Annotated in this window: 16 protein-coding genes; 2 read left to right on the top strand and 14 right to left on the bottom strand. The window is 63.1% G+C overall.

The features are described from left to right. Positions 1 to 184: 184 nt before the first annotated feature. A complete protein-coding gene (locus tag HNO82_RS03135) occupies positions 185 to 1690 on the bottom strand; it encodes a DASS family sodium-coupled anion symporter (protein WP_175342717.1) in 1506 nt (501 codons plus the stop codon). A 312-nt stretch (positions 1691 to 2002) separates the two neighbouring features. Between HNO82_RS03135 and nikR the strand changes: the two genes are divergently transcribed. After that, the gene (nikR, locus tag HNO82_RS03130) at positions 2003 to 2470 is read left to right on the top strand and encodes a nickel-responsive transcriptional regulator NikR (protein ID WP_008325869.1); all 468 of its coding nucleotides are present in this window, start codon (positions 2003 to 2005) and stop codon (positions 2468 to 2470) included. Positions 2471 to 2489: 19 nt separating this feature from the next. Here nikR and HNO82_RS03125 read toward each other — a convergent pair whose 3' ends face one another. The 8 genes from HNO82_RS03125 to HNO82_RS03090 form a co-directional block, all read right to left on the bottom strand. Then, on the bottom strand, positions 2490 to 3560 hold the full coding sequence (locus HNO82_RS03125) for a HoxN/HupN/NixA family nickel/cobalt transporter (protein ID WP_175342716.1): 1071 nt from the start codon (positions 3558 to 3560) through the stop codon (positions 2490 to 2492). A gap of 191 nt (positions 3561 to 3751) precedes the next feature. Next, the gene (locus tag HNO82_RS03120; protein ID WP_175342822.1) at positions 3752 to 4966 is read right to left on the bottom strand and encodes an aminotransferase-like domain-containing protein; all 1215 of its coding nucleotides are present in this window, start codon (positions 4964 to 4966) and stop codon (positions 3752 to 3754) included. 13 nt (positions 4967 to 4979) lie between these two features. After that, positions 4980 to 6017 carry an ABC transporter substrate-binding protein gene (locus HNO82_RS03115; protein ID WP_488927647.1) on the bottom strand — a complete coding sequence of 346 codons (1038 nt, stop codon included), beginning with the start codon at positions 6015 to 6017 and terminating at the stop codon, positions 4980 to 4982. 156 nt (positions 6018 to 6173) lie between these two features. Next, complete coding sequence (gene amaB / locus HNO82_RS03110; protein WP_175342714.1) at positions 6174 to 7688, bottom strand: L-piperidine-6-carboxylate dehydrogenase; 1515 nt, start codon at positions 7686 to 7688, stop codon at positions 6174 to 6176. Positions 7689 to 8047: 359 nt separating this feature from the next. Continuing rightward, complete coding sequence (gene gcvA, locus HNO82_RS03105; protein ID WP_175342713.1) at positions 8048 to 8932, bottom strand: transcriptional regulator GcvA; 885 nt, start codon at positions 8930 to 8932, stop codon at positions 8048 to 8050. A 95-nt stretch (positions 8933 to 9027) separates the two neighbouring features. Next, complete coding sequence (locus tag HNO82_RS03100; protein ID WP_008325860.1) at positions 9028 to 10434, bottom strand: FAD-binding oxidoreductase; 1407 nt, start codon at positions 10432 to 10434, stop codon at positions 9028 to 9030. Continuing rightward, positions 10424 to 11497: a DUF1338 domain-containing protein gene (locus HNO82_RS03095; protein ID WP_175342712.1), complete on the bottom strand. Its 1074-nt coding sequence runs from the start codon at positions 11495 to 11497 to the stop codon at positions 10424 to 10426. The genes HNO82_RS03100 and HNO82_RS03095 overlap by 11 nt, the downstream gene beginning before the upstream one ends. Before the next feature lie 466 nt (positions 11498 to 11963). Further along, the gene (locus tag HNO82_RS03090) at positions 11964 to 12902 is read right to left on the bottom strand and encodes a LysR family transcriptional regulator (RefSeq protein ID WP_237713501.1); all 939 of its coding nucleotides are present in this window, start codon (positions 12900 to 12902) and stop codon (positions 11964 to 11966) included. 648 nt (positions 12903 to 13550) lie between these two features. Here HNO82_RS03090 and HNO82_RS03085 point away from each other — a divergent pair. Then, entirely contained in the window at positions 13551 to 14591 is a 1041-nt protein-coding gene (locus HNO82_RS03085; RefSeq protein ID WP_349627548.1) for a type II toxin-antitoxin system HipA family toxin, read from the top strand. A gap of 67 nt (positions 14592 to 14658) precedes the next feature. On the opposite strand, the gene HNO82_RS03080 is transcribed toward HNO82_RS03085, so the two are convergent. From HNO82_RS03080 to HNO82_RS03060, 5 genes are all read right to left on the bottom strand, one after another. Next, positions 14659 to 15942 (bottom strand): MSMEG_0569 family flavin-dependent oxidoreductase, encoded by a 1284-nt coding sequence (locus HNO82_RS03080; RefSeq protein WP_175342711.1) that lies wholly within the window; start codon positions 15940 to 15942, stop codon positions 14659 to 14661. Between the two features lie 64 nt (positions 15943 to 16006). Beyond that, a complete protein-coding gene (locus HNO82_RS03075) occupies positions 16007 to 16294 on the bottom strand; it encodes an MSMEG_0570 family nitrogen starvation response protein (RefSeq protein WP_175342710.1) in 288 nt (95 codons plus the stop codon). Then, complete coding sequence (locus HNO82_RS03070) at positions 16287 to 17480, bottom strand: MSMEG_0565 family glycosyltransferase (RefSeq protein WP_175342709.1); 1194 nt, start codon at positions 17478 to 17480, stop codon at positions 16287 to 16289. The genes HNO82_RS03075 and HNO82_RS03070 overlap by 8 nt, the downstream gene beginning before the upstream one ends. After that, entirely contained in the window at positions 17481 to 18482 is a 1002-nt protein-coding gene (locus HNO82_RS03065) for a sll0787 family AIR synthase-like protein (RefSeq protein WP_175342708.1), read from the bottom strand. Continuing rightward, positions 18479 to 19042: an MSMEG_0567/Sll0786 family nitrogen starvation N-acetyltransferase gene (locus HNO82_RS03060; protein ID WP_175342707.1), complete on the bottom strand. Its 564-nt coding sequence runs from the start codon at positions 19040 to 19042 to the stop codon at positions 18479 to 18481. Before HNO82_RS03060 ends, HNO82_RS03065 begins: the two co-directional genes overlap by 4 nt. Position 19043: the final 1 nt, after the last annotated feature.

Genomic DNA, 19043 nt, shown 5'->3' with positions numbered 1-19043 from the left:
GTGTCGACATTAACAGTCATGAGAGAAACAAAGCGGGCGGGGGGTAGAACAGGCGTACCAGTATCGACCGCCACGCTCACAACGCGTCTCGCTCCTGCAATCCACTAAGCTATTACCGAAGATATTCGATGCACCTTCCCAAAAAACCATGACTTGGAAACCGTCCGGCAGCGATCTGTGATGCTTACCAATACCCCAACACCTTCCACCACACCATTCCCACCGTCGCAAACACCAGCAATTCCACCACCGCCATCACGAAGCCCACTCCCCACCACTTGCCCATGGAAACATAGCCGCTGCCGAAGATGATGGGCGAAGTACCGGTAGCGTAATGGGTCAGCGTCATCATCACGCCCGATCCTGCGGTCATCATCAGCATGAAGGGTGCCACATACTGCGGCGGCAGCAATTGCGCGCCCACCGTGAGGAAGGCCAACATCATCGCGCTGATGTGCGCCGTGGTACTGGCAAAGAAGTAATGCGACAGCACGAACACCAGCAACAGCACGCCGGCCACGGCCATCCAGCCCATGCCGCTGGCGACGATGGCGGCCTTCATGCCTTCCGAGAACCAGGCCACCACGCCGGTCTTGTTCAACTGCTCGGCCAGCATCACCAGGGCACCGAACCAGACCAGCGTATCCCACGCGCTCTTTTCGGAGAGCACATCATCCCAGTCAATCGTGCCGGTGATGATGAGCACGAACAATCCAACGAACGCCACCACCGTGGGATCGAGTGTGAAGGCCGCTCCCAGCAGCATCGCCGGGACATTGGCCCACAGCAGCAGCAACAGCGCGAAGGTCCCCAGCATCACCTTCTCGCTGGCCCCGAGCTTGCCCATCTTGTCGAGCTCGCTGCGGGCATAGTCCACCGCGTTGGGCGTGGACTTCAATTCCGGCGGCGAGAGCAGGTAGATCACCATCGGCATGATCAGCAGACACACCAGACCGGGCAGGAGCATGCACAGCGCCCAGGTGGTCCATGAGAGTTGCAGCGCATGGCCGGTGGCCTTGGCCACGTAGTTGACCACCAGCGGATTGGGCGCGGTGGCGGTGAGGAACATGGCCGAGGTGATCGGATTGGCGTGATAGTTGACCAGCGCCAGGTAGGTGCCGACCTTGTTCTGCGTGCCCTTGGCCGGATCGGAATCGAAGGCATTGGCAATCGACTTCATGATGGGATGGACGATGCCGCCGCCACGCGCCGTATTGCTGGGCGTGAAGGGCGCCAGCACCAGTTCGCAGATGGCCAGGCCATAGCCGATGCCGATGGTGCGCTTGCCCAGCAAAGCGATGAACATCAGGCCCAGACGCCGTCCCAGCCCGGTCTTCTTCAGCCCGCGCGAAATCAGGATGGCCACCACGATGAGCCAGATCAGCGGATTGGAAAAACTGGCCAGCGCATCGGCAATCGCTCCCTTGGACGAGGTGGACGTCACTTGCGAGAGCGAGACGATGACGATGGCCATCATCGCCATCACGCCGATGGGCATGACCTTGAGGATGATGGCCACGATGGTGGTGAGGAAGATCGCCACCAGCGCCCAGGCCTTGGGCTCCAGGCCGGCCGGACAGGGGGTGAGCAGCAGCAGGATCAGTACCGCCGTGGCAATCAGGGCCGGCACCAGCTTGAAGGGAACAGCGTCGTTGAAATACTTGAAGGTGGCTTTGAGTTGATTGAACATCGCATCATCCTGAAGACTATGAAAGCAAGATGGCCGCACAGCCTGTTGCCGTGTGGCCATCCTTGCGCCAGTATAGTCAGCCGTCCGCTGCGCCAGCGCCGGAGAGTGTGGATGTTTTGATCTACGCCAGCATTAAAGTGACTTTAATGCTCTTTGGCATCACCGCAGCGAGACGCCGTCATTCTCGGCCATGGCCGAACGGCAAGCAAGCGTGAGCGGTACAGTCGATCCGTCATGGACGCATGCCCGCGCATTTTGACCACAGCGGCGCCGCATTGTTATGATCCCGCCTATCACTCTAGGGGAATGGCAATGCAGCGCTGGACAATTTCGGTCGATGACGACCTGGCGGCAGAGTTCGACAGGTTCGTGGACAGCAAGGGCTATTCGAACCGCTCCGAAGCCTTCCGTGACCTGGTGCGCAAGGAACTGGGACAGACTGAACTGGAGGAGGGCAAGTCGCGCTGGTGCGTGGCCACCGTCAGCTACATCTACGACCACCATGAGCGCATGCTGGCCAACCGGCTGACCCAGCTGCAGCATGAGCATCACGACGTCGCCATCGCTTCCCAGCACGTCCATCTGGATCACGACAATTGTCTGGAGACGACGATCCTCAAGGGACGCGTGGACGAAGTACGCGCCTGCGCCGACGCGATCATTTCACAAACCGGCGTGCGGCATGGGAACGTCCACATCGTGCCGGTCGAGATGAAGAGGGAAAAATACGTGCGCGCCACCCACGGGCATGGCCACGTTCATTTTCATCCGAAGTCTTGACGCGCGCTCAGGGAGGCGCTCAGCGGATATCCGATGCGGGCGGCAGATCCAGTTCGTCATAGCGCCGCCACTTGTAGATCAGCAGCGATAGCAGCCAGGCGGCCACGAAGAGCCCGATGATGAGATAGCCGATCACGCCGAAGCTGTCGCTGAGCCGACCGATGAAGTCCCAGAAAGCACCCGACAATTCAAGCTTGTCCGCCATCAGCCCCAGCACTTCGATACTGCCCACCAGTACCGCCACCAGCACCGAGACAAAGGTGATGGTCATGTTGTAGTAGAGCTTGCGCACAGGCTTGACGAAGGCCCAGCCATACGCGCCCAGCATCAGGATGCCGTCGGTGGTGTCGATCAGCGACATGGCAGCCGTAAAGAGCAGCGGGAACAGCAGGATGGTCCAGATCGGCAATCCATTGGCCGTCTGGGTCGCCGAGATGCCGAGCAGGGAAATTTCGGTGGCGGTATCGAAGCCCAGCCCGAACAGGAAACCCAGCGGATACATGTGCCAGCTGCGCGTGATGAGCTTGAACATGGGCCGGAAAATGCGCGCCATGAAGCCACGATTGCCCAACAGCAGATCCACGTCTTCCTCAACGTAAGGTTTGCCACTGCGCAGGTCGCGGAATTTGCGCCAGACGGACCTGAGCACGATCAGGTTCAGCATTGCGATGAGCAGCAGGAAGAAGGCAGAGACCAGCGTCCCGATGATGCCGCCGATTTCATGGAAGGCTTCCATATGCGTCTTCAAGGCCATCGCACTCAGTGCCAGCAGCAGGCAGGCGAGAATGACCACCGTCGAGTGGCCCAGCGAAAACATCAGGCCGACGGCCACCGGCTTCTTGCCATCCTGCATCAGCTTGCGGGTCACGTTGTCGATGGCGGCGATGTGATCGGCATCCACAGCGTGCCGCAGCCCGAAACCATAGGCCAGAAACGCCGTCCCAAGCAGCAGGGGCGTCTGCCGGAACGCCAGATACGCCGCAATCCAGACGGCAACGTTGAAGAAAATCAGGAAGGCATAGATGCCAATGAGCTTGTTCCGCAGTTCGGGGGCGGCGTCATTGAGCACGGTGCGCAAGGATTGAAGCATGGCGGCCTGGCAATGGGCGGCTGGCTCCGGAAAGAGCGCCGACCTTCATATGATTAAAAAATAAATCATCATACTCTTTATCGCTGACCATGAGCTGACTGCACAGCTTGTGCCGATAGGATGACGGCAGAAAAGAGAACGCCCCGTTGCACAAGCTGCACAACGGGGCGCTTTCCAGGCATGCAGAAAATTCATGCCCGCATGTGCATCCATTCCTTGCGTGCCTGCTTCAGACGGGCCACGCCTTCGATGATCTCCGCGGGTTGGGCGTTGGCGAAAGACAGCCGCCAGTGGCCCGCCTCGGCCCGGGTCGCGTAGAAGGCGCTGCCGGGCACGTACATCACGTTGTGGCGCACCGCCACCTGCAACAGCGCGCTGGCGTCCGTGCCATCCTGCCAGCTGGCCCAGATGAACATGCCACCTTCCGGCGCGATCAGCGAGAGACCATCACCGAAGGCTTCGCGCAGGGACGACAACATGATCGCGCAACGTTCGCGATAGGTGGCGATGATGTGAGGCAGGTGCTCCTCCAGATGACCGTCCTGCAGATAGCGCGCCGCGACCATCTGCATCCACGGCGCAGTACACAGGTCACCGGTCTGCTTGGCGATGACGGCCCGACGCAGGATCTCGCCGGGGCCACACATCCACCCGATACGCAAACCCGGTGCCACGGTCTTGGACAGGCTGGACAAGTAGACCAGCCAGTCGCGCGCGCCTTCGATCTCATCTGCGACCTGCAGCAGGGGCGGTTCGGCCTGCCCGGAGAACCGCAGCTGGCCGTAGGGATCATCCTCGATCACGATGAACTGGTAACGCACCGCCAGCGCCAGCAAGTGGCGCCGCCGTGCCAGCGGCAAGGTGGCACCGGTCGGATTGGCAAAGCTCGGCACCAGGTACAGCAGCTTGGGCCGGGCGCCCGCCAGCAGCATGGCTTCCAGCGCACCGGTATCCATGCCTTGGCCATCACCGGGGATTTCCATCAGCTCGGCACCGGCCAGGCGCAGGGCCTGGATCGCCGCCGGATAGCAGGGCCGCTCGATGACCACGCCATCGCCCGGTTCCAGCAGGATGCGCAACAACAGCTCAAAGCCCTGCTGCGAACCGGTGGTCACGATCAGATCACCCGGATCGGCACCGCCGATGCGCTTGCGCGTGAGCTCCCTGAGCACCTGCGCCAGCTGCGTCGTGCCCTCGGTGGCGCCATATTGCAGACAGGCCGCAGCCGCGCTGTCGAGCAGGGTGGCGGCGCTCTTTGCCAGCCCTTGCGTATCGAACAGCGACGGCGCCGGATAACCGCCGGCAAAGGAGATCATGCCGGCTTGCTGCGTGTACTTGAACAGCTCCCGGATGGGCGAGCCCTGGGGCGACTGGAAGGCCGGATTGAAACGATAGGCTGCGGTCATGATCGACAAAAGCTTATTGCTCGATCATGCGGTTCCAGCGGTTGTTCCACTCGGAGCGCTTTTCGTTCACGGTGTCCCAGTCCACGGTGTTGAGGTTCCTGGTCAGTACTTCGCTCTTGCCCAGCTTGGCTTGCGCGGCCTCCGACAACGGCACGTTGCGGTTGACCGGAATGGAGTTGGCCAGTGCCATGCTCTTGGCCTGTACCGCCGGGGTCAGCAGGTATTCCAGCAGCTTCTGGGCCAGTTCTGGCTCGCTGTTGCCCTTGATCGGGCAGGCGCCGGTCATGAGCAACACGCCGCCTTCCTTGGGGGTGACGAATTCGGCCGGGATGCCCTTGTCCTTTAGATTGGCGATACCGGTCACGGTCAGCGGGAAGATGGCCGCTTCATTGGTCTGCACCATCTCGGAAATCTTGGCCGAGCTGGAGAGGTATTCGATCACGTTGGGGCCGATGGTGCTGCCCCATTTCTTGAAGCCGGGATCGACGTTCTTGTCGGTGCCGCCCACCAGACGGTTGAACATCATGAAGCCATACAGACCGAAGGTGCTGGCGGAGATGGATTGGAAGACCACCTTCTGCTTGTACTTGGGATCGGCAAAATCCATCCACGAGGTCGGTGCCGGCCAGCCCTTCTCGGCGAACAGCTTCTTGTTGTAGCCGATGCCGAGCACGCCCATCTCGATGGCCACGGCCTGGTCATTGGCCAGACGCGCGAAGGGATAGACGTCCTTGAGCACGGCGGCGTCCTTGACCTTCTCGCACAGGTTCATGTTGATGGCGCGGTACATGATGCCGTCATCGAGGAAGGCCACGTGCATCTGCGGCTTGTCGCGCTGGGCCTGCATCTTGGCGATGATGTCCGAAGAGGTGCCGGGCACCACCACCACCTTGACGTTGTTGGCCTTCTCGAAGTCAGGGAAGATCGAGGCGGTGTAGTTCTTTTCCATCGTGCCGCCGTTCATGCCGACGTAAATGGTCTTGGTCTGCGCCTGCGCGCCCGTGGCGAGCAGGGTCGCGGCGATTGCACAGGTGACTGCCAGGGTCTTCATCTTCATTACTGCACTCCTTGCCGGTTTGCCGTTGTGGATCCCGCTTGCGCGGGCGTGGGTCGTGGGATGCCCTGCCGGATCCCTTGTGGTGGAGCAGGGATCCGGCAGGGGTGCTGCATGTTTCCAGGGGAATGAGCCGGTGGACTTCGCCGTCGTTCAGTCGATGTCGAACTTCACGCCCTGCGCCAGCGGCAGGGTCTTGCTGTAGTTGATGGTGTTGGTGGCGCGGCGCATGTAGTTCTTCCAGGCGTCGGAACCGGATTCGCGGCCCCCGCCGGTTTCCTTTTCTCCGCCGAAGGCACCGCCGATTTCCGCACCGCTGGTGCCGATGTTGACGTTGGCCAGACCGCAGTCGCTGCCGGTAGCCGAGACGAAGAGTTCGGCCTCGCGCATGTCATTGGTGAAGATGGCCGAGGACAAGCCTTGCGGCACGGCATTGTTCATGGCGATGGCCTCGCTCAGTTCATCGTACTTGACGATGTAGAGGATGGGCGCGAAGGTCTCGTGGTGCATGATGGCGGTCTGGCCGGGCATGGTGACCAGGGCCGGACGCACGTACCACGATTGCTGGCCCATCACGTCCACGCGTTCGCCGCCGGTGACTTCACCGCCCTGGGCACGCGCCTGCGAGAGCGCCGCCTGCATCGCATCGAAGGCGGCCTGATCGATCAGCGGGCCGACCAGGGTGTCGCCCTGCAACGGATCACCGACCTTCACGCTGGCGTAGATGCGCTTGATCTGCGCCACCACCTGATCGTGGATGCTGCTGTGAACGAACAGGCGGCGCAGACTGGTGCAGCGCTGGCCGGCCGTGCCCACCGCCGAGAAGGTGATGGCGCGCAGCGCCAGGTTCAGGTCGGCCGAGGGCGCAACGATCATGGCGTTGTTGCCGCCCAGTTCCAGCAGGCTGCGACCCAGGCGCTCGGCCACGACGGTGGCGACCTTGCGGCCCATGCGCACACTGCCGGTGGCACTCACCAGCGGCACGGCTGCCGAGCGCGACAGGGTTTCGCCCAGATCGGCACCACCGATGAGCAGGCCGCACAGCTGCGCCGGCACCAGGTTCGGACGCTGCGCCGAGAAACGCGCCACAGCCTTGGCAAAGAGCGCCTGTACGGCCAGGGCGGTGACGGGCGTTTTTTCGGAAGGTTTCCACACCACGGCATTGCCGCACACCAGTGCCAGCGCGGCGTTCCACGCCCACACCGCGACCGGGAAGTTGAAGGCGGTAATCACGCCCACCACGCCCAGCGGATGCCAGGTTTCCATCATGCGGTGGCCGGGCCGCTCGGAGGCGATGGTCAGGCCATGCAGCTGGCGCGACAGGCCGACGGCGAAGTCGCAGATATCGATCATTTCCTGCACCTCGCCCAGGCCTTCGGAGAGGATCTTGCCGGCTTCCTGAGTCACCAGGGCACCCAGTTCATCGCGATGCTCGCGCAGCACTTCACCCAGCACGCGCACCAGTTCGCCGCGCACCGGCGCCGGCACTTCGCGCCAGGCCAGGAAGGCTTGTTGCGCACCGGCGATGGCGGCTTCAGCGTGGGCCGGCGTCTGCGCCTTGAGTTGCGCGATGATCTCGCCATCGCGCGGCGAACGAATCACCAGATCGTTGCCGGCGTAGGCCGAGAAGTCGGCTCCCAAGGTGGAGAAGATGCGTGGAGAAGACATGGGATTCCCTTGAAAAGTGGAGTGGGATGGGTCTGGAACGGTGCAGTATAAGGACAGCGAGTGCCATTGTTAAAACCAAAAATATTCACCACATCATGAGTTTTTGGAATGCACCGACCTGGCGCGCGAGAATCGACGGGGATGAGCAAGGATGGTGCGGCGCATCACTTCATATCGCCCGGAAGCACCGGTGGAACGGGCGTTCCGGCGCCGATGCCGGGGCCGCTCGGGAGGCCGCTTGCGCGCCATTCACGGCGCGCCGGGAGGATCACCAGCGCGCGCATGCAAACCGCGCGGGCATGAGTTTTAGTCAGCCTGGGAAATTCGCGCACCGAATCGATGCACATGCACGAGGGGCCTCAGCCTCCCTGCGCTTCGCTCAGAATCCACTCACGGAACTTGAGGATGGCGGCCTTGCCGGCATTCTTTTCGGGATAGACGAGGTAATAGGATTGCGGGCTCTTGACCGCCAGCGCGAAAGGCACATGCAGTTGCCCCAGGCTGATCTCGGTCTCGACCATGAACTTGGGCATGAGCGCCACGCCCATGCCGGCCACGGCGGCCTGGATGACCATGGCCAGTTGCTCGAAACGCGGCCCCGACAAGGCATTGGGGCAATCCACGCCGACGTGGCGGAACCAGTCCTGCCACGCCTGCGGACGTGTGGTGTGCTGCAGCAGCGTGACGTTGGCCAGGTCATCCACCGTGCGCAGACGTTCGGCCAGCGCCTTGCTGCAGACCGGCACCACTTCCTCGCCCATCAGGCGCACCATGACCGTATCGGGCCAGTCGGGTTCGCCAAAGTGGATGGCGGCATCCACCTGGCGCGTATTGAAATCGAAGGGCAGCACTTCCGTGCTCAGGTTCAGCAGGACGTCCGGATGGGCGGCGGCAAACTTGGCCAGGCGCGGAATCAGCCACTTCACGCCGAAGGTCGGGAGGATGGCCAGGTTGAGCACGCTGGCCAGGCTGTTGTAGGTCATGACCTGGAAGGTCGCCATCTCGATCTGCTTCAGGATGGTGGAGACCTGGGACGCATAGTCGCGCCCGGCCTCGGTGAGGATCAGGCGGCGGTTGATGCGCTCGAACAGCTTGACGTTGAGGTACTCCTCCAGGATCGCCACCTGGCGACTCACTGCGCCCTGCGTCATGTGCAATTCATTGGCCGCCTTGGTGAACGACATGTGCCGTGCCGAGGTGTCAAAGGCAATCAGGCAGGACGTTGACGGGATGAAACGACGCATGGGACGGATGCCGCTGGCTGAAGGCGGGGCAGAAGATGACGGACCCCGCACTATAGCAAATGGTCCGCCCTCCTCTCCAGCGTGGCCGGCACGCGTCATGTGAAACGCGTATTGCCCAGCAGGCAGTGCGGATCGAACACCGCTTGCACACGGCCGGCCAGTGCGCGTTGTGCGGGCTGCGTGTAGCGCTGGTAGTAATGCTGGTTGAAGGGACCGATGCCGTGCTCGGCGCTGAAACTGCCTTGGTAACTTTTTGCAACCAAGTCATAGAGCGCCGTGCGCAGGGCCTCGATGCGCTCCGGCGGGAACTGCGGCTGATGTGCCGGTGCGATGGCGAGGTTGAAGTGCACGCCGCCGTCGCCCCAGTGACCGAAGTCGAATACCTCGGCACCGGCGAAGTCACGCGCCACCAGGGCCAGTGCTTCCGCGCGGAAGGCCGGCATGCGCGAGCGCGAGACCGAGATGTCGAAGGCGACGATCTTGCCTTCCTGCTTGACGCTGTCGCTGATGGCATGGCGCAGACGCCAGAGCGTCTCGGGCTTGTCGACTACGGCATCGACGATGGCATCGTCGAAGTGACGCTCCAGCCAGGCCATGAAAAGCTTGTCGAGATCGAAGTGCTCGCTGGCCTGCGAGGACGAACTCACTTCCACCAGCAAGGCATAGTCCGGAATTGGATCAAAGGGTGCGTTCACCTGCGGCAGGTGGCGCAAGACGGAGGCCAGCGCATTGCGCGAGATGCCCTCAAAGGCCGAGAGGAAATCGGCGAACTGTGTCTGGGCATCCTGCAGCAGACGCAAACCCGCTTCCAACGAGGCCGGCACGATCAAGGCGGTAGCGCGCTGGCGCGGCAGCGGATGCGCGCGCAGCACCGCCTGGGTGACGATGCCATAGCTGCCGGCCGTGCCGATGAAGAGCTGTTTCCAGTCCGGGCCGGTATTGTTCTTGTGCAGGCGGTTGCCCATCTCCAGCAGTTCGCCGGGCGGCTGCATCAACAGGGCTTGCAGGCCCAGGGTGTTGTGGCGCACGTCGCCATAGCGGATCAGGCGGGCGCCGCCGGTGTTGGCGGCCAGCATGCCGCCCACCGAGGGATCGGCTCCCAGGTCGATGGGGAAGCACAGGCCGTGCGGGGCCAGCGCCTGGTTCAGGTCCGACAGGCGGGTGCCGGCCCAGGCCTGGACCACGCCATCGACCGGATCGATATCGATCACGCCCTTGATGCGCTCCATGCTGAGGATTAGTTGCAACCCTGAACTATCAGGCGAAGCCGCACCGACCAGGCCGGTGTTGGCTCCCTGCGGGATCAGCCGGATATTCTCGGCGGCACACAGGCGCATGAGTTCGGCGGCCTCGGCCACATTGGCCGGACGCGCCACGCACAGGGCCTGTCCGGCCCCATAGCGCGGGCCGTGCTCATAGGGCTGGCGCTCGGGCGCAGAGGTGATCAGGCCGGCGTTGCCCAGCAGGTCCTGCAGGCGCGCCAGCGCGGCGTCAGCAGACACTGGCCGCCTCGTCGCTGGCCGCACCGGGGGCCACCGCCTCGGTCATCTTGAAGATGCCTTGCGCGTTGCCGCTGTCAAACGTCAGGTCCAGCTTGCGCTGGCCGGCCTCGTCGGCGAAATAGTCACGCGAGATGAATTCGTAGAACGAACCCGGCACGGTGACGGCGACCGGCTGGCCATCCTCACCCTGCAACTGGTAATCGACCTTGACCGCACGGAAGGCGGTCTGGCGCACGCGGCCATTGCGCGAGACTTCCACCTGGTCCTTGATGGGACGGCCCAGCTGGCGCTGGCGCTCGGCGGTGGCGACCACGTCGGAGACACGGTCGGTAGCGTGATTGAAGGCATTGCCTTCAGTGGAGATCCAGGCCATCTCGGCGGATTCGGCCTTGAGCGCTTCGTATTGCGCCAGGTTCGGCAGCTCGTGATGGCGGGCGAAGCACTTGAGCATCGCGGGCAGCAGGCGCCTGGCCTCGTCCATGCCCAGCTTGCCTTGGGCGGAGAGCTTGGCCAGCAGGGCCAGCACCTCATCGGAGAGCGGATTGCGCGAGGTGGCCAGCACGGCGTCGACGGTCTGCTGGAATCGCGGCGAGAACTGTTCCGGATGCAGTTCGCTCACGAAGAACTGGGCGATCTGTTCAGCGTCGTCGATGTGGGTATAGACGCGGCCGGTCATCTTGATGCGCGCCAGCGGATAGGTGCCGGTCTGCTGGTAGCCCAGCGGCAGCAGCACGCTGGTGAAGAGCGTTTCGCCATCGGGGAAACCGCTGTCGCGGCCCAGGCGCACGGTACGCACGGCACCGTGGTCGAAGCAGATCTTCACGCCCTCGCGCTCGGCATCGGCCACGTAGTCACGACCGGTGGCGACCTGTTGCAGCAGGCCTTCGAAGAGCAGCATGTTCAGGGCCTGCGCCAGTTCCAGGCGCGAGACCTCGGCGGCTGCCGGGCGCAGGGTCGAGGCGGGGACTTCCAGGCGCGCAAACTGGCGCTGCACCAGGGCCTCGTCGCCGTAGTGGGAAAGCAGGAGTTGATGGAGATTGCTGTGCTGCGCGGAGATCGTCATTTGCGTGCCTTTGACCGGGTGACTATGAGATAGCCTCATGGTAAGGGCAGCTTGGGGTCGGAATAAAACGATTATTTCTGAGGCTTCAATGCCTTTTACTCATGCAAGAGGGGGCTATGGAGAGACGAACACGGACCCGCGCGGGACTGGCGGGAGCCGTTGATGCCAATGTCGATCACGATGCCGAGCAGATGCCTGATCTGTCCATTGACGGTCGTCCCGGAGAAGAAAGTCGGGTGCATCCTGCGATGGTTCGGCATCGCCCTCTTCCCTCTACAGTGCTGCACACCGAAAACCCCCTCCACGGTGACGCAGCGCCGGCGCGAGCTTTAGCCCGCAGTGCCCCCCGACACATGACCGACAGGGAACGACAGGGCAACTGTATTACAAGCAGGACAATTTGATTAGCCGTCCTTTTACGAATGAACTCGTTAATCAAATTGAACAATGCGAAGAGAGTCTGACCTCACCGCGCCGGCCGATCTCCGTCTTCAGGCGGATGCCGACGTGCGAAATATTCCTCGATCTGCGCAATGCAGGCCAGGATCTTGGCGGGCACCGCGTCACGGTGGCGGGTGGTGATGAAGGCCCAGAATCCCTCCAGTGACCACTCCGGCAGCACCTCGACCAGCCGCCCTGCCTCCAGATCGGCTTGTACCTTGCTGCGCAGGAAGCGGCCGATACCGTGTCCCTGGAGCGCCAGCTGCCGCACCGAACGTGCGTGGTTGGCGGTGATGCGTGGACTGAGCCGCATCTGCGCGCACTGCCCGGTGCGATGGTGGAGCGTGAGCTCGACGATGGCATCGGGCGCATGGGGGGTGAAGAACAGCATCTGCTGTTGCAGCAGATCCTCAGGGCGACGAATCGGTGGCCGCCCCGTCAGGTAGGCCGGTGCCGCGCACAGCACGGCTTGCATGCGGGCCAGCGGGATATCGGCGGGGCCGGGTGTCTTGCCAACGCGCAGGGCCAGGTCGACGCTGTGATCCATGAGATCGACGTTGTGATCGCAGACGTCGATGCTGATGCGCAGCTGGGGATGGCTGCGGATGAAATGTTCCAGGGCGGGCACCAGGTATTCGGGAGCCATGAAGCTGGAGGCGGCGATACGCAGTTCACCCACCAGTTCCTTGTGCAGGCTCTCGGTGGCATCGCGGGCCTCGTTGGCCAGGGCAACGATGCGTGCGCAGTGGGCATAGAAACCCTGGCCGGCTTCGGTCAGGCTGAGCTTGCGGGTGGTCCGGTGCAGCAGGGTGGTACCGAGAATGGATTCGAGCGCACTGATGTGCTGGCTGACCGAGGAAGAGGTCAGTCCCAGTTCGCGAGCGGCCTTGGAAAAGGCCCCCAGTTCGACGACGCGGGAGAAGATCACCATGCGGGGCAGGTAATCCATGGCGTGGTTTTTCATCTTGGCGCGGTAGGAGGTCGATGAGTCAGAGTGCGCCAACTATAGCGCGCGCAGAGGTAGGATGAGCAGATGAGCTGAGTGGGAGATTGGGGCCTGTTTCCTGTTTGGCAGGAGAGATGGGGGCGCGATGAGATAGTCACGGAACTCACCGAGATCATCGATCCGCACAGGCTGATGAGGATGCCCGGCATGGTGAGAGGAAGCGCCAAAGTCATCTGCGAAAAGCCCGGACCAAAGATGATCACTTCCCCGGCACCGCCATCTGTTGCGCGACCTGGGTGAATTGCAGCAGCCGCCGTATCACCAGGACAAAGGGAGGGTGAGGCGGTAAGGAGTCAATATCATGCGCATCATAGAGATGACATTAAATCACATAAAGTTATATCTATAATACAAACAATGAATAATAGACGAACATAGATAATTCATTAAACTCTATCTAAACCGGTCTATGTCTATCTGCAGCGTCCCGACAATGGCCAGTGGGTCACCGTTGGCCGGTACAAGACGGGCGGTCCTGGCGAAGGATTTTTCAGGTATGCCCCCTCTTACATCGAGGCCGGGCATACCTGGACCATTGACCCGCAGAACTTGAGGTTTTTGCCGGATAGGGATTTCCGGGCACAACGGTATCAAGGTCTGCATGACGTGTTACGCGACGCCTGCCCGGATGCCTGGGGGCAAGCGCTGCTGCGCCGCGCACACAATCTTTCGGAAGATGCTCCGCCGCTGCAATACCTGCTCAGGGCCAGCAATCTGGACCGCTGGGGGGCGCTCGCCGTGGGCACAAGTACCAAGCCGCCCGGTGCGCAAATCAACACGCCTGGCCTGCCTCAACTCAATGAGGTGATTGAAGAACTGGCAGCACTGGCGGAGCATCGTCCTGCCATCCGTGCCAGCCTTCGCAAACGGCTGGTCCAGACCGCCAGCGTCGGCGGTGCGCGGCCCAAGGCGACGGTGCGAGGCGACAACGGCCAGTTTTGGCTGATCAAGCCGGAGATTGCCACAGACGCTGGCCCTGTTCCCCTGCTTGAGCACGTCGGGCAGCAATGGGGTAGGGCCAGTGGATTGCACTTTGCTGAAACCGTCTATCACGCCCAAGCCGGCGGCAGAAAGACGGTAAGGGTTCTCAGGTTTGACCGCACAGGTCAGCAACGCCACATGTGCGTGAGCGCCGCCTCCTTGCTGCAGGCTGAATATCCGGGGCGTCACGAGACGGACCGCTGGAGCTATCCGCGTCTGGCCGAAGAACTCAGGTTGGCGGGTGCGCCAAGTGAAGACCGTATCGAACTGTTTGGGCGCATGGTGTTCAATGCCGTCTGCGGCAACGATGATGACCATGTGCGCAATCATGCGATCGTCTATCAGGAAGACGAACGCCGCTGGCGCCTCGCACCCGCGTTTGACGTGGTGCCGAACCCGGTGGAAACGCCCGCCCGTCTGCACATGCAGCTATCACAGGGGCGCTTCGACATTTCCCGAGAGGCCGTTCTGGCTGACGCCCATCGTTTCGGATTTGCCAATCGCGAGGAGGCCGCAACTTGGCTCGACAAGCTGCTGGCACGCATCACGGCCAGCTTTGACGAGCTTGCAGATTGCCTCGATCAGCAATGGCAAACCCTGCTGCGCGAACGCTTGTCTCAGCAGGTCGCCCTCCTGAGCGGACGGCCAGAGTGCGACGACAGCTAGAAGCTAACGGAGAGACAATCGCCAAGGCAGTTTGACGCTGGCCGACGCACGCGTCTCTCGCTCAGGCTCAGGCGGCTTGCGACAGCGTCGGCTGGCCGGCCTGGGTGCGCAAGGCCGTGATGTGATCGAACAGGTAGCGCGCATCACGGTCGATGCCCGAGAAGCGACCCGAGCCCCAGGTGTATTGCCACGGCAAGCCGAGGAAGTACAGACCGGGGGCAGCCGTCACGCCGCGCTCATGGCCGGGATAGCCACGACCGTCAAAGATGGGCTCGGCGATCCAGCTGAAATCGGTACGAAAACCAATGCACCACACCACCGCCGAGATGTCGCGCCCGCGCAAATCCAGCGTGCGCAGTTCCTCTGCCGGAGGCTGCCACACGGGCACGTAGCGCGCCTCCGTGGGTGCCTCGATCTGCTGCGCGGCGATGAACTTGTCGATGCTGTCCTTGATGCTTTCGGAGACCGCATCGGCTTCGTCGAGATAGCCCTTGAGACCGCCACCGAAACGTACCACGTCGCCTTCCAGTCCTTCGAACTTGCCGTAGAGCTGCATGCCTTCCAGCGCGAACTTGCGCAGGTCGATGTCACGCCCGCCATCGCGGCCGGTCACGTAGTGATTGGTCTTCTCGCGCACGCCCGTGCCCAGCGGGTGCTGGTCCACGGGGAGATCGTAGTACTTCATCTTGTCCAGCCATTCCACCACGTCCTTGCCGCGATAGGTGCGCGCCACGCGCGGTGCCTCGCCCACGCCGAGGTGCACGCGGCGACCGGCCAGGTGCAGGTCTTCGGCGATCTGGCAGCCGGACTGGCCGGTGCCGACCACCAGCACTTCGCCCTCCGGCAGCGATTGCGCATTGAGGTACTGGCTGGAGTGGATCTGCACGATGTCGGCCGGCAGGCGCTCGGCCGCGCGCGGCACCACCGGGATGTGATAGCCGCCGACGGCGACCACCACCTGATCGGCCGTGTAGGTGCCATCGCTGGCGGTGATGTGCCAGCGCTCGCCCACACGCCAGAGCTTCTCGACGGTCACGCCTTCGCGCACCGGTGGCTGGAAGCTGGCTACGAAGCCATCGAGGTAGGCCACGATCTCGTCTTTCTTCATGAAACCGTAGGGATCGTCGCCGCGATAAGGATAGCCGGGCAGACTGCATTGCCAGTTGGGCGTGACCAGGCAGAACGTGTCCCAGCGCTCATGGCGCCAGGCGTGGCCGACCTGGTGTTTTTCCAGCACCAGGTGATCGATGCCGGCCTGCTTCAGGTACCAGCTGATGGACAGGCCAGCCTGGCCGCCGCCGATGATGATGACGCCGTGATGGCGCGCTGCGCCTTGGGCTTGGGTGGACATGGTGTTCCTCTTGCAGTGATGTCGTGTTGAATGGAAAGTCGGTGACGAGGTGATCAGGGCCTGATCAGGGAATGAAGGATTCGACCCGGACCACTGGATCGGCAGTGCTCTCGAAGCGGGCCGCCGTTTCTTCGATGCGGCGCAACTGGTCCAGCGCCGATGAGCAGGCAAAGCCATACTTCTGCCGCACCCGCTCGCTGCCGATGTTCAGTGCCGTGGCGCTGCGCTCGACGAACTCGGCCAGGGCATAGGTGCGGCCGGCCTCCAGGTGTTCCTTGACCACCAGCGAAGGCGAGTAGCAATCGGTGACGGTATCGTCCGGCCAGCGGACACGAAAGTGCATTTCAGGCATGGTGTTCCTCTTGGAATGAGGCCGCTACTGGACAGCGGCTGATGAAATTTTCATAAAGCGCCACATGGCGGCTTGCCGAGCGCGTCCACGAAAACCGCGCGCACACGGCCGCACCCGCCTCCACCATGGCCGCACGTGCAACGGGGTCGAGCGCATGGGCGATGCCGGCAGCAATCGCAGCGGGATCATTCGGATCAACCCAGGCACAGCAGTCGCCATCGAGATATTCGGTAAAGGGCGCGATGCGCGAGACCACCACCGGCACGCCGCTGGCCATGGCCTCCAGCACCACCAGGCCGAAGCCCTCCTTCAGGGAAGGAAACACCAGCGCATCGGCACAGCGGAACAGTGCAGGCATGTCGGCATCCGCCACCTCGCCCAGAATGCGCACGGCCCCGGCAGGCAGGGACGCTGCCTCCAGCTCGGCCTGAAACGCGCGCTGGTAGCCGGCGTGATCGAGCACGCTGGCGCCGCCCGCAATGACCAGTTGCGCCTGCGGGTAGACGCGGCGCAGGCGCAGGAAGGCCTGCAGGATGCCCAGCGTATTCTTGCGCGGCTCCACGCCGCCCACGGCCAGCAGCAAAGGCGCACCGACCAGGCCAAGCGACTGACGCAGGGTCTGCTCATGCAGCCCCTGGCGAGGAGCGTAGCGCGCCATATCGACACCATTGGCGACCAGCTCGGTACGGATACCGAGCTCGCGCCGCAGGATGTCCTGCCAGGTGCGGCTGACGCACAGCACCAGGTCGGCAGCGCGATAGCCGCGCTCTTGCCAGTCATGCAGCCGCACATCCTCGAACTGGTCGAGATGGTGCACGGTGCGCACATAGCCGTCGATCACGCCGCGCTCCGTCAACGTGGCCAGCGCATTGGCGCTGATGGAATCCTGGGCATGGCAGATATCGAAGCGCGCCATGTCGATCTGCTCGAAGCAGTGCAGGTAATCATCGATGCGCTGGTGCACCATGTCAGCCACGTCCACGCAATGCACCGGCCCCGGCACCGCATGGAAGGTGCAGGCGGCGCGCCGGAACAGTCCACGGCCGCGTGCATCGGGCGCGAACAGCGTGGTCTCGTGACCCAGCGCCTGCAAGCTCTCCGCCAGTTGCAGCGCATGCACCACGCCGCCGCGCGGGTTGACGGAATGGGTCAGCATGGCGATGCGCAGGTGTGGTGACGGTTGCATTCATGCCTCCCGGCGCAAAGCGCAGCCGATCAGCGCTTCGTCATTGAGATTCCAGAACGGCAGGCGCTGCCCTTGCATGCACAGGTCGAGCTGGCCGCTGTCGTCGATGCGCCCGATGGAAGCGGCCGCGATATCGCGTGCCGCAAAGCGCGCCAAGACCTCAGGCAGGTCATCGTCGGCCACGCTGAGCAGGAAACCGTAGCTGGGGAAAGCCGTGAGCCAGCGTGTGAAATCCGCTCCCGGCGGACAAGGCAAAGCATCCAGGTCAATCACCGCACCCTTGCCGGAACACTCCAGCAGCATCAGGGCAGTACCGATCACGCCGGCCATGCTGATGTCCTTGGCAGCGCGCGCCAGGCCCTGCTCGGCCAGTTCGGGCAGCAATTCAAGGTCGGCGCGCAGGCGCTCGGCGGGCGCGCCGGTACTGGCGTTCCAGTAGGCATAGGGTTCCTGGAAGCGGCCGCGCAGATCGATGGCGGCCACCAGGTGTTCTCCGCTGCGGGCATCGAAACTGGTCAGCAGGCGCCTGGCCCGGCCGATGATGGACACCGACAGCTGCTCGCGGTCATTGCGGCGATTGCTGTGCCCGCCCACCAGCGGCACGCCATACACGCGCGCCCCCTCGGCCAGTCCGGCGAGGATGGGCTGCGCGGCCTCGCCGCCACGGCTCCACAGGGCATCGACCACCGCCAGCGGGCGGCCGCCCATGGCATAGATATCGCTGACGTTGACCATCACCCCGCAGTAACCGGCAAACCACGGCTGCTGTTGGACGAACTCGTTGATGAAGCCTTCGATGGCAAAGAGCAGGTAGCCATCGCCATCGGGAATGGCTGCGCAATCATCGCCCACGGCCAGCGTATGGCCCTGGTGCTGCATGGCCGGCGCCAGCGGCAAAGCCTGCACCACCGCGTCGATATCGCGCTTGTGGGCGATGCCGCGCGAGGCACGCAGATCCTGCACGATCTGCGCCAGCGAGGACGAGGTGTCGCGCGCGTTCATGGCCGGCGCTCCTCGCGGCCACCCACCAGGAAACCGATATCGCCGTCACTGATGGGCGGATAAAAGCCCAGGTCCGCCTGCATCTGATGATGCGGCAGCCCGTGCACTTCGATCTCGGCCAGGGTGTGCCAGTGCAGACGCCGGAACAGCTCTGCATTCTGACGCTGCACCTGGGCCAGGAAAGTATGGCAACCATGCGCATGGGCGGTGCAGACGGCCAGCCTGATGAGGCCGCTGCCGACCGAACCGATACGGCGCGCATGCTGCGCCACGGCCAGGCGCGAACCGTGCCAGACACCTGCCGCAGATTCGTGGATGCGCACCGTTCCTACGACTTCACGACAACCGTCATCGTGTTCCAGTACGGCCACAATGGGCATGGCAATGTCATCGATGGCATCGGTATCATCGTCGCGGAAGACCCCCTGCTCGGTGCAGAAAACGTCACGGCGCAAGCGATGTGCTTCTTCGCGCTCCCACCGGTCCAGCGCCAGCTTGATGCGCACACCGCGGGCCTGAACTTCCTGTGCCAGCGCGTTTTTTTCGACCACGTCGCTCATG

The sequence above is a fragment of the Herbaspirillum sp. C9C3 genome, from assembly GCF_013359625.1.
Classification (GTDB): Bacteria; Pseudomonadota; Gammaproteobacteria; order Burkholderiales; family Burkholderiaceae_D; genus Herbaspirillum.
The sequence above is the reverse complement of the archived record's forward strand: the minus strand, read 5'-3'. Positions and strand labels throughout refer to the sequence as shown.